Origin of the sequence: Longicatena sp. 210702-DFI.1.196 (genome assembly GCF_020563125.1) — a bacterium.
Taxonomy (GTDB): Bacteria; Bacillota_I; Bacilli_A; order Erysipelotrichales; family Erysipelotrichaceae; genus Longicatena; species Longicatena caecimuris.
In genome coordinates this window covers 50,152-64,675 of sequence record NZ_JAJCPX010000015.1, presented here as the reverse complement: position 1 = coordinate 64,675, position 14,524 = coordinate 50,152, and the positions used below count along the sequence as shown (strand labels likewise).

General features: G+C 39.2%; 13 protein-coding genes. 11 read left to right on the top strand and 2 right to left on the bottom strand.

The features are described from left to right. Positions 1 to 23 precede the first annotated feature (23 nt). Positions 24 to 314 carry an HAD family hydrolase gene (locus LI241_RS08200; protein WP_369523719.1) on the top strand — a complete coding sequence of 97 codons (291 nt, stop codon included), beginning with the start codon at positions 24 to 26 and terminating at the stop codon, positions 312 to 314. A gap of 41 nt (positions 315 to 355) precedes the next feature. Here the strand turns inward: LI241_RS08200 and LI241_RS08195 are convergent, their stop codons facing one another. Then, complete coding sequence (locus tag LI241_RS08195) at positions 356 to 1,141, bottom strand: YdcF family protein (protein ID WP_008687656.1); 786 nt, start codon at positions 1,139 to 1,141, stop codon at positions 356 to 358. A 12-nt stretch (positions 1,142 to 1,153) separates the two neighbouring features. After that, the gene (locus LI241_RS08190) at positions 1,154 to 3,478 is read right to left on the bottom strand and encodes an ATP-dependent DNA helicase (protein ID WP_008687658.1); all 2,325 of its coding nucleotides are present in this window, start codon (positions 3,476 to 3,478) and stop codon (positions 1,154 to 1,156) included. Positions 3,479 to 3,642: 164 nt separating this feature from the next. Here LI241_RS08190 and LI241_RS08185 point away from each other — a divergent pair, with 164 nt between their 5' ends. The 10 genes from LI241_RS08185 (at position 3,643) to LI241_RS08140 (ending at position 14,524) form a co-directional block, all read left to right on the top strand. Then, positions 3,643 to 4,587, top strand: coding sequence for an RluA family pseudouridine synthase (locus LI241_RS08185; protein WP_008687662.1), 945 nt, complete (start codon positions 3,643 to 3,645; stop codon positions 4,585 to 4,587). 183 nt (positions 4,588 to 4,770) lie between these two features. Next, positions 4,771 to 6,045 (top strand): cation:proton antiporter, encoded by a 1,275-nt coding sequence (locus LI241_RS08180; protein ID WP_008687665.1) that lies wholly within the window; start codon positions 4,771 to 4,773, stop codon positions 6,043 to 6,045. 206 nt (positions 6,046 to 6,251) lie between these two features. Then, the gene (locus tag LI241_RS08175) at positions 6,252 to 6,563 is read left to right on the top strand and encodes a hypothetical protein (RefSeq protein ID WP_008687666.1); all 312 of its coding nucleotides are present in this window, start codon (positions 6,252 to 6,254) and stop codon (positions 6,561 to 6,563) included. 29 nt (positions 6,564 to 6,592) lie between these two features. After that, positions 6,593 to 7,630, top strand: a complete 1,038-nt coding sequence (locus tag LI241_RS08170) for a V-type ATPase subunit (protein ID WP_008687668.1) — start codon at positions 6,593 to 6,595, stop codon at positions 7,628 to 7,630. Positions 7,631 to 7,643: 13 nt separating this feature from the next. Beyond that, positions 7,644 to 9,563: a V-type ATP synthase subunit I gene (locus LI241_RS08165; RefSeq protein ID WP_008687670.1), complete on the top strand. Its 1,920-nt coding sequence runs from the start codon at positions 7,644 to 7,646 to the stop codon at positions 9,561 to 9,563. Positions 9,564 to 9,576: 13 nt separating this feature from the next. Beyond that, a complete protein-coding gene (locus tag LI241_RS08160) occupies positions 9,577 to 10,020 on the top strand; it encodes an ATP synthase subunit C (RefSeq protein WP_008687672.1) in 444 nt (147 codons plus the stop codon). 339 nt (positions 10,021 to 10,359) lie between these two features. Then, positions 10,360 to 10,668, top strand: a complete 309-nt coding sequence (locus LI241_RS08155; RefSeq protein WP_008687674.1) for a V-type ATP synthase subunit F — start codon at positions 10,360 to 10,362, stop codon at positions 10,666 to 10,668. Between the two features lie 11 nt (positions 10,669 to 10,679). Beyond that, positions 10,680 to 11,276, top strand: coding sequence for a V-type ATP synthase subunit E (locus LI241_RS08150; protein ID WP_008687677.1), 597 nt, complete (start codon positions 10,680 to 10,682; stop codon positions 11,274 to 11,276). Between the two features lie 37 nt (positions 11,277 to 11,313). After that, the gene (locus LI241_RS08145; RefSeq protein ID WP_008687679.1) at positions 11,314 to 13,065 is read left to right on the top strand and encodes a V-type ATP synthase subunit A; all 1,752 of its coding nucleotides are present in this window, start codon (positions 11,314 to 11,316) and stop codon (positions 13,063 to 13,065) included. A 16-nt stretch (positions 13,066 to 13,081) separates the two neighbouring features. Next, positions 13,082 to 14,524 (top strand): V-type ATP synthase subunit B, encoded by a 1,443-nt coding sequence (locus LI241_RS08140; protein ID WP_008687681.1) that lies wholly within the window; start codon positions 13,082 to 13,084, stop codon positions 14,522 to 14,524.

The following is a 14,524-nucleotide window of genomic DNA, read 5'->3' as shown; positions in this document are numbered from 1 at the left end:
AAACTCTATGATAATTTAGAGGTATCGCTTATCCCTACGATAATTTAGATATCCATTATTTTCAGGATATTCAAGGCTTAGATAACATTCATGCTCATTCCAAAGCAGAATTGGCGAAAGCCTTTGTAAAAGAACGCCAGTTAAATCCAAATGAAGTTGTATTTGTCGGTGACAGTGTACATGACAGTGAAGTGGCAAAATATGCCGGATGTCATTGTATCTTGATAGCGAATGGACATGAACACAGAGATAAGCTTACAAAGACAGGCCGACGTGTGGTTGGCAATATAAAGGAATTTGCTCAGTTATTATAGGATCAAAAAGGAAAGCGTTCGCTTTCCTTTTTATGACGATGTTAGCATCTTTTGATTATTGATAAGGTGATATCTTTAACAGAACCAAAAAATTCCCTAAAGTAAAAATTGGGTGCCAGATCAAGATCACTGCGAGCAGGGTAATTATGATAAGACAAACCTAAAGAAGTTGCGATGAAACCGGCACGAAACATATGGAAATCATTGGTGATGATGGAAGCACTTTTTATATGGTATTTCTTCATAAGCACTTTTGAGAAAGCTAAGTTTTCCTGTGTATTCATAGAAGCATCTTCCATTAAGATACGTGATTCTGCTACACCATGCTGAATCAGATACTGTTTCATGGCACTGGCTTCACTGCAAGTTTCCGCTTGCCCTTTGCCACCGCTTACTATCAGATAGGTATTTGGATATTCCTCAGCAAACTGGATACCTCGTTCCAAACGATAACGAAGTAAGCGAGAAATCGAAGAACCATGCAACTGCGCCCCTAAGATGATAGCAGCATCACCTTGTTGTTTATCCGTGTGCATACCTTGATAGAGGATGCAGGATTGTAATCCCAAAAATAGGATAATTATGATAGTAGTGCACAAGTATACTATGCGGCGTAAGGGGATAGGCAGATATGAAAAGATATGTTTTTTCCTTTTATAGGTCATCATTCCTATGATAAGTAACAACATCCCACCAAGTAAAAAGACCCAGGAAAAAACAATTTCATTGATACCATAAACAATGCATAAATAACTATAATACCCTATACATAAGCCACCTAATGCCATGCATACGAGCGAAAGAACAAAATGATTATTTGGTTTCATGAGATAATCTCCTTATTCCTGCCAAAAAGAGGATAGAACAGTATATACGCGTTGAGGCTCATTAATAATTTCATAATGCGCATACTGTATCGGTAATAAATTGCGATAAAACCGTGTGGTAAAACGTTCGTCAATGAAAGCGACCATCCCTTTATCAGAAAGGGAACGTATGACACGGCCGGCTGCTTGTAGAACTTTGTTCATACCGGGAAATTGATAGGCATAGGCATAGCCCATTTGATTAATTTCATCAAAATGCGCTTTGATCAGATCTAGCTGAGGATGAAGTTTGGGAAGACCGACACCGATGATGATAGCACCAATCAGACGATCACCTTTTAAATCAATGCCTTCCGCAAACATGCCACCTAATACACAAAAAGCGACATGCAAACCATCCATTTCTTCAAACTGCTTTAGATACGCTTGTTTTTGTTCATCATTCATATTGCCATCCTGTATGGAAATGGCAATATCCGGATATTGATTCGCAAATTCTTCGGCAATCTGTTGTAAATATGCATAACTTGGGCAAAAGACAATGTAATTACCGGCTTTTGCAAGCACACATGCGTGAATCATTTCCACTATGGCGATAAGACTATGACTGCGATTACGGTATTTTGTCGAAATGGCATTATTGATGATGACTTTGATCTGTTGTTTTGCAAAAGGTGAAGGCAAGGAAAGACGAGGAGTCTTTTCATCACCGCCTAAAAGCTCCAGATAATAATCAATAGGTGACAGCGTTGCTGAAAATAAGATTGTACTGCGTCCTTTTTTCATGATGTTTTGTAAAGGATGGCGGGGATTCATGCAAAATTGTTTGACGATGACATTATTTGCATCCTTTTGTATTAGGGTCACAAAATGCTCATCATAATAATCAGCGATACGGATATAAGCATTTACTGCGAAATAAACATCCTTGAGTTCATCATCGTGGCTTTCTTCATGCTCACTTTGCAGATAAGCATCACAATGCTCAGAAAAACTTTCTAACTTTTCCAGAAAAGGCAAACAGGGTTCTTCATCCGCAAAGAAATCACTATATTCACAACACTTTTTCAGCTTTGCAAATTCACTTAAGACAGCTTGCAGTGCCTTATGAAGCAACACCGCATCCTTAGGAATCTTTTTGCGTATGGAAAGAAACTGCTCTTTTTCCAAGACAGCACTATACATTTCGCGACCACGGTCAATCAGATTATGAGCTTCATCTACTAAAAAGATATAATTGCCTTTTTCCATAAAAAAACGTTTTAAATAGACATGAGGATCAAAAACATAATTATAATCACAGATAATCACATCTGCATACAGGCTGGCATCAAGACTCAATTCAAAAGGACAGATATCATGCTGCTTAGCCATATGTACAATCACTTCTTTATTCATGAAGTCTTCACCACTTAAAAGCTCATACAAAGCATTTTTATTTCGGTCATAATAGCCTTTGGCATAAGGACAAACTTTAGGGTCACAATTACGTTCTTCCAGTAAACAGATTTTATCTTTAGCCGTAATGCAGACCGTTTTAAACGATACATCTTGCTTTTGTAATAACGCAATTGTATCATAGGCAACACTTGCCGTGATGTTTTTCGCACAGAGATAAAAAAGCTTTTCGGCCTTTCCTTCTCCAATGGCTTTTAAAGAGGGGAATATTGTAGAAATGGTTTTCCCTATACCGGTAGGAGCTTGAGCAAACAGATTTTGTTTATCTAAAATCGTTTTATATACAGCTACGGCAAACTGACGTTGTCCTTTGCGATAGGAAGTAAAAGGAAATGTTAGTTTTTTTAAGGTAGTGGAAGAAGCAATACGAATATTTTGGGAAAGACGTGCCCAGCGTAAATGTTGTTTTAGACAATCGAGGTAAAAGGCGGTCAACTGTTCCTGTGTTTTTACTTGTTGAAATGTGAAGATTTGTTTTGTTTCAATCTGATAATAGGTTAATTGAATGGTAAGCTGTTCACACGCATGTTGCATGGCATACAAGTAGCCATAACAATATGCCTGAGCCCAATGCACAAAACAAGAGTCATTTATTTCATCATGGGGAAGAGCAGTCGTCTTGATTTCTTCAATAGTGATACCATGTTCGTCCTTTAAAATGCCATCGGCTCTGCCATCAATCACAAAGGTCACATCTTCGATGATCGTCTCCTGTTTCAGATAAACTTCACTTTGATAATCACCTGTGGCCTGTGATTGCAACATGCGATGAATTCGACTGCCTAAATTCGCTCTTTCGACACTTTGACCACTATAGACTAAATCACCGCTTTGAAATAAAAACTCAACCAGTTCTCTGACTGAAAGACGATATTGCATACCTTCACATCCTTTTGTATAGTTCATTTTACTAGAAAAACGAAAATTTACAATGGAAAGTTGGAAATCGTCATGTATAATTAAGGAGTCTGTAAGTAATAAGATTTTTTCTTCGTACTTACTAGCAATGAGCCATCAGCATAGGGATACAAGGAGGAAGCAACATGCGTGAATTTATTATCCAAGAGGATGATGCCAACCAGCGTGTGGATAAATTTCTGCAAAAGACGTTGCCAGCATTGCCTAAAAGTTTGATGTATAAATATATAAGAAATAAGAAAATAAAAGTAAATCGAAAACGTTGCGAAATCGCGCAGCGTCTGCTGCCAGGAGATCACGTATTATGTTTTATTGCAGAAGAATTTTTTGAAACAGGAGAAGATTGCTCCTTTTTAAAGGTTAGCAGCGAATTGGATGTTCTTTATGAGGATGCAAATGTCATTTTAATGAAAAAACCGAGCGGCTTATTGACACATAAAGATAGCAATGAAATACAAGATAATCTGGCAGATCGCTTCTTACATTACTTATATAAGAAAGGACAGTATGATCCACAAACAAGACAAAGTTTTACACCGGCTCTATGTCATCGCTTAGATCGCAATACGGAAGGAATTGTCATAGGAGCGAAGACAGCGGAAGCATTGCGGCGTATGAATGCCTATATTCGCGAACATAAAGTTGAAAAACATTATGTATGTATTGTTGAAGGTGTTATGGAGCAAAAGACAGGGCATGTGGTACTTTGGCATAAAAAGGATGCAAAAAGCAACAAGGTTCATTTGTATGCCCATGAACAAAAGAACAGTCAACGCATAGAAACCAGCTATCGCACATTGCATCAAGGAAAGCGATATGCGTATGTGGAAGTGCAATTGCATACGGGAAAAAGTCATCAGATACGCGCGGTAATGGCATATCTTCATCATCCTTTATTTGGGGATGTGAAATATGGCGCCCAAAAGAATCAGCGTAAGGATTTTCAAGCATTATGCGCTTATAAAGTCCACTTTAATTTTGATGATGATCTTTTATCTGCCATTTCTCAACAAACCTTTACGCTTATCCATCACCATATCAAAGCACGCTATGAACTATTAGAACAATAAGGAAAAAACAATCACGAAAAGGAATGTTTTTTTGATGGATGCGCCTTTACAAATATGTAGACGCTTTCGATACGAACATACTTTTTTATACAAATACGCATAAGAGAAAAGATGTAAAAATATAACTTGCTTTTTCATTGTTGTAGTGTATAATATTCGGGTGGTAAAAAGAGGAGAATCGTTATGGAATCTTATGGATATTTATTAGATATTGCCTTAATTTTAATTTTTACCAAAGTATTGGGACTTGTGACAAAACGTATAGAGATGCCACAGGTTGTCGGTGCTTTGATGGCCGGTATCGTGTTGGGCCCAGGCTTTTTGAAAATTGTTCATGAATCGCAATTCATTGATCATATTGCTGAAATCGGTGTGATCGTCTTAATGTTTTCAGCCGGGTTGGAAACGGATATCAATGAACTTAAGAAAAGTGGCGGAAAGAGTTTTGTGATTGCCTTGATTGGTGTATTAATACCATTGATCGGCGGTTATTTACTGGCTTCTTTCTATAACAGTGGCGATAAAGCATTTTTGGAAAACATGTTTATCGGTGTTATCTTGACAGCAACTTCGGTATCCATCAGTGTGGAAACCTTAAAAGAAATGGGGAAATTATCAACACCTAGTGGAAATGCCATCCTAGGAGCTGCTTTGATTGATGACGTATTAGGAATTATCGCGTTGACCTTAATTACTGGTATGGCAGATACATCTGTTGATTTAACGACAGTCATGATTAAAATTGTTGCTTTCTTTGCGGTCAGCATGGTGATTGGTTTAGCAGCTCATAAACTGATTGAAAAATGGTTTGATCGTTATGAAAAAGTACACCGTCGTTTTTCTATCCTATCTTTTGCTTTCTGCTTATTGTTTGCTTACTGCGCAGAAGAATTCTTCGGTGTCGCTGATATCACGGGAGCCTTTATTGCCGGATTGATCATTTCCGGAACGAGTCGTTCTTCTTATGTGAAGATGCGTATAGAAACTTTAAGCTATCTGCTTATTTCACCGGTTTTCTTTGCTAGTATCGGTTTAAAATTTGTTCTGCCAGAGATGACGACAAGTATTTTAATTTTCTCTGTGCTATTATTAGTTATTTCTGTCCTCAGCAAGATTTTGGGATGTGGCCTTGGTGCAAAACTTTGTGGTTATCAGACAATTCAATCGGCTCGTATTGGTGTCGGTATGATTTCGCGTGGAGAAGTCGCCTTAATTGTTGCCAGCAAGGGGATGGCTGTTGGATTGATGAATGATCAATTCTTTGGTCCGATCATCATCATGGTTGTCTTTACGACAATTGTCACGCCAATCCTATTGAAATTTGTCTTTAAAGATCGTATCAATGATCCAGATGTTTATACGGATAGTGCATTGATTGAAGATTATAGTGAAGTTGAAAATAACGAACGAAAGAATATGGAAATTTTAGAACAAAAGAAAAAGCGCAGTGCTGCCTAATACAGCTTGTATCAGTTATCTGCTAAGGTGTCAAAAATCCTTTATATAAAGGGTTTTTGACCCTTTTTTTCATGCATGAACCAATTTTTAATTTCATTGTTGAAAAATACGAAAAAAAGGAATATACTTTGAAAATGATTTAGGAAAGATTCCTGTATCCTAAATCGCTGAAAGTGTTATAATAATAAAAAAGGAGGTGTCGTGTTTTGGAAGAGATTATCAGAGAAATCGTTGACGCTGACAAACAGGCAAGAAGACGAGTAAAAGAAAAGCAACAGGAACGTCTGAATATCCAAAATTTGATACAACAGCAAGATGATGAAATCAAATCGCGGTATCAACAGGAAACAAAAGCATTGTTGGAAGCGAAACAGGCAGAACTGAATGCAGCTTTACAAAAAGAACAAGAGCAGGAAGAAAAAGCCTATCAAGATGCACTGCATAATCTGGAAGCGAAGTATGATGCCAGCAAAGAGGAGTGGGTGAACGAAATCATTCAACGGTGTCTGGCATCATAAATGTGATGCCGATAAGGAGGTGATGGTGAATGGAAATGGCAGCTGGTGTTATCGCCGCAAAAGCAAGAAGTATGCTTGGCGAACAGCTGAGCGCACAGGACTATGAAGAATTGCTGCACAAGCGCAGCGTTGCCGAAATAGCGGCCTACCTAAAAAATGGCACTTCCTATGCACATGCCCTAAAAGATGTACGCGAAAACAACATTCACCGTGGACAGCTGGAAGATCTTTTACGAAGAGAAAGCTTTCGCAAATCTATGAAACTGTATCGTTACAGTGAATCTAAGCAGCAGCAGTATTATAAGTTGCATATGCAACAGATAGAAATTGACTTATTGCTATCACGCATTCGTGTTTTGATTTCCCAGGCGTATGAAGATGCTATCGCAGAATTTCCCCTTTTCCTAAAAGCATATACTAGTTATGATTTGACGAAATTGGGGAATGTTCGCAGCTTTGATGAATTGCTGGAGGTTGTGAAAAAAACGATGTATTATGATGCCCTTGTCCCTTATCGGGTGAAAAAAGGACAGGAAAACGATATTGCCTATACGGACATCGAGACGACTTTGCATCAGAAGTATTATGCGCATGCAATGGATACGATTCACGATGTGTTAAAAGGAAAAAGCCGTAAACAATGCCATGATATGTTTGCCACTAAGGCAGAACTAGATAATCTGACAAAAATCTATCGTTTTAAAAAGTATTTTCAGGCAAGAGAGGATACCATACGGGATTCTTTAGTGCCATTGTATCATCGCATTTCCAAAGAGCGATTGGAAGAGCTTCTGGCAAGTCCCTTGCCATTATTTTTGAAGAAACTTAAGGAAGGCCCTTACCATCTGCATCTGGAAGATAAAGAAGATTTATATGTAGAATATTATACCCAGGCTTATCTTTATAAAATGGCAAAACGCAATGTGTATTTTGCTCAGGATGCGCCAACGGTATACAGCAGTTATCTCGTCGTTATGCAGCGAGAACTTGACAACATCATCAATATCATCGAAGGTGTTCGCTATCAGGTGAACAGCGAAGATATTGCATCGATGCTGGTGTATTAGAAAGGAGGATATCATGGCGATCGCAAAAATGAAACTCATCAACATTACGGCCGATAATGAGTATCTCAATGATGTCTTATTAAAATTTGTGGATTTGAACTATTTTCATCCGGAACCAGCCAGTAAATTTGTGGACAGTGTACATGGCTTAACAACATTGAGCGAGGAAAATCCTATCGCAGAAGTATTATCTCATGTACAAGAAATCGTCAACGAGATGCAATTGAATTTGCCGCAGCTGAGTATGAAAAGCCGTGACTATGATCTGGATAAGATGACTTCTTATGTAGATGGCATTTATCAGCGTTATCAGGATGGCGCACAGATTCGAGATGATCTGTTACACGTTATTCAGGAAAATAAGGACGCCTTAGTTCAGGTCAGAAATATTGAAAGTATTGATTTAAATTTGGATGATTTATTCGAGTGTGAGTATATAAAAATTCGCTTTGGCCGTTTGCCAATCGATAGTGTGGAAAAATTACAGTACTATCGTAACCGTCCATTTGTCTTTAAATCCTTCAATACAGATGACACCTATAGCTGGTGTTTATATATTACGACATCAAAATATGAAGGAGATGTCGATAACATTTTCTCTTCCTTATACTTCGAGCGTATCCGTATTCCGGAATTTGTTCATGGAACACCGGAACGAGCGAAGGAATCTTTGCAAGAGGAAATAGACAATGATTATAAACAGTTACAGCACGTAGAAGAAGTGCTGGCAAACTTAAAAAAGGAATGCAGTGAAAATATTGCTAAAATCGTAAGCGAATTAGCTTTTTTGAATCATACCTTTGAAGCACGTAAATATGTCGTTGGATTAGGAGAACGTTTCTCCATAACAGGTTTTATTGCAGAAGATGATGTACCAAAACTGAAAGCATCATTCTCAGAATTGAAGGAGGTGGAAATCGAAGTCAGACCTGCCCATAGCGACAAGCGACTCTCGCCTCCGACCAAATTAAAGAATGGGTGGTTTGCCAGGCCGTTCTCGATGTTTATAGAAATGTATGGCACGCCGGAGTATGAAGGCTTTGACCCAACACCAATCGTCGCTATTACCTATTCATTATTATTTGGTATGATGTTTGGAGATGTCGGTCAGGGACTTTGTGTTATCCTTGTTGGATGGTGGATGTATAAATATAAAAAGATGCAGTTAGGAGATGTCATGATTCGTATCGGTATCTTTTCTACCATCTTTGGCTTCGTCTTTGGTTCCGTCTTCGGTAATGAAACCATGTTGAACCCTCTCTATCATGCAATCTTAGGACTTACTGAGAAGCCTATAGAAGTTATGTCAAGTGAATTCATTTTGCCTTTATTGATCGTAGCGGTTGGCATTGGAGCTTTCTTGAATATGTTCTCAATCGTTTTAAATATCATTACGCATGCCAAAGATGATAATAAAGGGGAATGCCTGTTTTCTCAAAACGGAGTGGCAGGGCTTGTCTTCTATGGTGCTTTAGTAATTGGTGCCGGCTTTACAGCTGTTGGTATCAGCGTATTTTCACCACTGTATATCCTGCTGCTGATCGTTGTGCCACTTCTATTAATCTTTTTAAAAGAACCACTCATGCGCAAACTGGATGGTAAAAGCATGTTCCCGGAAAGCTTTGGGGCTTTCTTTATGGAAGGATTCTTTGAATTGTTTGAAATTTGTTTATCTTATATTACCAATACCATTTCCTATTTACGTGTTGGTGGATTCGTCTTATCCCACGCGGGCATGATGATGGCAGTTACCATGATCATGGAAATGGCTGGCGGTATCGGCGGATTAGCTGTTGGTATTTTTGGGAATATTCTAGTTATGTGTTTGGAAGGACTGATTGTCGGTATCCAGGTACTGCGATTAGAATTTTATGAAATGTTCTCCCGTTACTTTACGGGAAATGGAATCGTGTTTAAAACACTGAACGATTAGGAGGAAATTTATTATGTTAAACGCATTTGAATTATTGTTGCCACTGATTTTGATCGTATTGATCTCTTTACCTTTGGTGAATGTATTTCGTGGAAAAAAGAGCGCATCAGTGGCCAAACGCCGCATGATTACGCATGTATGTTTCTTCTTTGCCATTCTGCTTGGAACAGTATTCTTTGCTGCTTCTAAGGCATATGCTGCGACACAGGATGATATTGCATTGAAGATGGCTGGCTCCATCGGTCAGGGTCTGGGCTTTATGGCAGCTGCTTTATCTACCGGACTTTCAGCATTAGGGGCTGGTATCGCCGTAGCTGCTGCAGCACCAGCTGCCATTGGTGCTTTCTCAGAAAATGAAAAGAACTTTGGTAAATCAATGATCTTTGTTGCCATGGGTGAAGGTGTTGCTATCTATGGTTTGTTGATTTCTATTATTATGATCTTCATGAAATTATAAATCTTGATGAAATTATAAATCATGATGAAATTCTAAATCTTGATAAATTATAAATCTTGATAAATTATAAATCTTGATGAAGTTCTAAATCATAATGAAGTTCTAAATCATAATGAAGTTCTAAATCATAATGAAGTTCTAAATCATGGTGAAATTCTATACATGAAGAAATTCTAAATCATGATGATATTCTAAACTTATTTATACTGCCTTCACAATGCCTTTTCATATATAAAAGGAAGATGATTTCATCTTGTACCATATAGGATGAGACTACTTGTATTGTTGATGTAGGTCGTATAGAAAGTAATAAACAGCTGTAAGGAAAGGAGCTTTCCTATGAAATTTTACTTGCTCAGTGATAATATTGATACACAGATGGGATTGCGTCTGGCTGGTATTGAGGGTGTTGTTGTACATGAGCGCCATGAGGTGCTACAGGCTTTGGAAACAGCCATGCATATGGAAGATGTGGCCATTGTTTTAATGACAACCAAACTGATTCAGACATGTCCCGAAGTAATCTCTGAGTTGAAACTAAAACAAAAGAAACCGCTGATTGTTGAGATACCGGATCGTCATGGCTCCGCCAAAATTGGCGAAACAATTGATGGCTATGTATCCGAGGCAATCGGTGTGAAACTATGAGGTGTTGAGTGATGCTTGATGAAAAAATGAAACTGGAAGAATATTTTAAAGAAGAGATACAACGAGTCAGCGACATCCAGATCAGCGGTATTGAACGTGAAATCGAACAAATTCGCAAAAAGACAATCGCCTCTTTGGAACAAAGTGCCCAAACTGAGGCCGGTATGCTGAGAGAAACAGAATTGCGTGAAAAGCAAAGTGAGCATGCCATTGCTTTAAGCCGTTTGCATGAAGATACTAACCGTAAGCTGATGGCAAAGCGTAAAGAGCTGAATGAGGCTGTTTTTGATGAGGTAAAACAACGTATGCTTGCTTATTGTGAAAGTGAAGCATATAAAACAATGCTGTTGGATAAGCTTGATAAACTGGCAGAACATGCACAGGAGCATGCGGTTTTGCATATGGCGAAAAAAGATGAACGTTATCTGAAAATGTTATGTGAACGATATGGTCATGGGTGTGTCGGTGAAGTGGATGCCAGTATCAGCATTGGTGGATTCTTGCTTGCTTGTGAAGATAGCGGCATTGTCATTGATGAAACATTTGATACGGCAATTGAGGAACAACGCAGCTGGTTCTATACAAATTCAGGATTATTTATAAAATAACATGTGAATGTAAATTTCGCATGATCGAGGTGATAATGTGAGTGAAAATGTAATCTATTCCATCAACGGGCCAGTTGTAAAGGTGAAAGATTCAACCGATTTCTCTATGATGGAGAAGGTGTTCGTCGGTCATCAGCGTCTGATGGGAGAAGTAATATCCATCAGCCGTGAGGCTACGGTCATTCAGGTATATGAATCAACGACTGGATTGAAACCAGGAGAGCCGGTAGAACCTACCGGAAGTCCGATTTCAGTAACACTGGGACCGGGAATTTTAAGAAATATCTTTGATGGAATTGAACGTCCATTAAAGGAAATTGCCAAACAATCGGGTGCCTTTATCGCAACCGGAAGTGATGTGGCTAGCTTAGATGAAGAAGTTTTGTGGGATGTTACCATGAAGGTAAAGGTCGGTGATCATGTCATAGGCGGACAGATTTTTGCGACGGTGCCAGAAACGCCATTGATCGAACATCGCTGTATGATTCCGCCAACACTGGAAGGTGAGGTTATTGAAACAGTTTCGAATGGTCAATATAACATTTTGACATGTATTGCCAAAGTGGCAGATGCACAAGGAGAGGTACATGAGCTGACCTTATGTCAGAAATGGCCTATCAAAACGGCACGTCCAGTGAAACGACGTTTGCCAATCAGCGTACCGTTGATTACCGGTCAACGTATTTTTGATACCCTATTTCCAATCGCCAAAGGAGGAACAGCCGCAATTCCAGGCGGTTTCGGTACCGGAAAAACGATGACACAGCATCAATTGGCAAAATGGTGTGATGCGGATATCATTGTGTATGTCGGCTGTGGAGAACGTGGTAATGAGATGACGCAGGTTTTAGAGGAATTCTCGGAACTGATTGATCCAAAATCTAATCGTCCGCTGACCGATCGTACCGTCTTGATTGCCAATACGTCTAATATGCCAGTCGCTGCACGTGAAGCTAGCATTTATACGGGTTTGACTTTGGCAGAATATTATCGTGATATGGGATATCATGTTGCTATTATGGCCGACTCTACTTCACGATGGGCAGAGGCATTGCGTGAAATCAGTGGACGTTTGGAAGAAATGCCGGCTGAAGAAGGTTTCCCAGCTTATCTGCCATCTCGTATTTCGCAGTTCTATGAACGTGCGGGCTATATGGAAACTTTGAATGATGCGACCGGTAGTGTGTCTATCATTGGGGCAGTATCTCCTCAGGGTAATGACTTTAGTGAACCGGTAACCCAGAATACCAAGCGATTTGTTCGTTGTTTCTGGGCTTTGGATAAATCTTTAGCATATGCGCGTCACTATTTTGCTATTAACTGGAATGAAAGCTATTCTGAATATGTAACAGATTTGTCACGCTGGTACAATAAAAATGTTGATCCGCGTTTCTTACGTGACCGTCAGGAAATCATGTCGTTATTAGCAGAGGAAACAAAATTAATGGAAATCGTTAAGCTGATTGGTAGCGATGTTTTACCAGAAGATCAAAAACTGGTAATTGAAATCTGTAAGGTTATTCGAGTTGGCTATCTACAACAGAATGCCTTTCATCAAGATGATACGTATGTGCCTTTAGAAAAACAGTTAAAGATGATGGATACAATCTTGTATTTATATCGTCGTTGTAAAGAGGTAATTACGACCGGTAAACCACTGCGTCTGGTAATGCAGCTTGGTTTATTTGATAAAGTTACAAAGATGAAATATGATGTGCCGAATGACAATATAGCATTGTTGGATGAGTATCCGACGATGATTGATTCTGCCATCAGCACCATAGCGTGAAGGAGGTAAATGTACAATGAGTCTACAATATGTAGGATTGCATGAAGTCAATGGACCTCTGATTTTTCTGGATCATGTGTTAGATGCCAGCTATGAGGAAATGGTAGAAATCAAGTGCAGTGATGGAACAACGCGTTTAGGTAAGGTCGTTCAGCTTGAGGGCGACAAGGCAGCAATTCAGGTATTTGAAGGTACAAATGGTTTATCACTAAAAAATACACGAACGAAATTCACAGGGCGGCCAATGGAACTAGCCTTATCAAAAGAAATACTTGGCCGAACGTTCAATGGTAGTGGACAGCCAATTGATGGCTTGGGTGAAATTTATGCGGAAAAGAGTATGGATATCAATGGACAGCCATTGAATCCAGTATCTCGAGTATATCCGCGAAATTATATAAATACCGGTATCAGCAGTATTGATGCCTTGATGACCTTGATTCGTGGGCAAAAACTGCCAATCTTCTCCGGCTCCGGTATGCCACATAACGAATTGGCAGTACAACTTGTAAAACAAGCAAAGATATCAGATGGAGATGGTAAAAATTTCTGTATCGTGTTTGCGGCCATGGGGGTAAAAAATGATGTGGCAGATTACTTTAAGCGTTCGTTTGAAGAGGCTGGTGTCATGGAAAAGGTTGTCATGTTTGTCAATCTAGCAAACGACCCAATCATAGAACGTACGTTAACACCACGTTGCGCGTTAACTGCCGCAGAGTATTTGGCGTATGAGCATGACATGCAGGTATTGGTTATCTTAACGGATATCACATCGTATTGTGAGGCACTGCGTGAGTTCTCTAGCAGTAAGGGTGAAATCCCAGGACGGAAAGGTTATCCGGGTTATCTGTATTCTGACTTGGCTTCCTTATATGAAAGAGCAGGAATCATTAAGGATGCAAAAGGTTCTGTGACACAGATTCCTATTCTGACGATGCCCAATGATGATATTACGCATCCAATTCCCGATTTGACTGGTTATATTACAGAAGGGCAAATCGTGTTAGATCGTAATCTGAATCAAATGGGAGTATATCCACCAGTAGGTGTCTTACCGTCTTTAAGCCGTTTGATGAAGGATGGCATAGGTGAGGGTTATACGCGTAAAGATCATTCTGATGTATCAAATCAGTTGTTTGCAGCATATGCCAAGGTACAGGATGCGCGTAGTCTGGCATCCGTTATCGGTGAGGATGAGTTAAGTGATGCAGATAAACAGTATATGGTATTTGGAAATCTATTTGAACAGTATTTCTTGAATCAAGGTTTTGAGGATAATCGAAGTATTGAAACAACCTTGGATTTAGGTTGGGATCTGATTTCTGTCTTACCTAAAGCGGAACTAGATCGTGTAGATAACGAGGTGTTGGAGAAGTTTTATGATCACAAACGTGCTGTGAAACGTTTCAACATCAAAGAGGAACCAATTATCCGTGAACTGGCGAATGAGGGTGAGTAG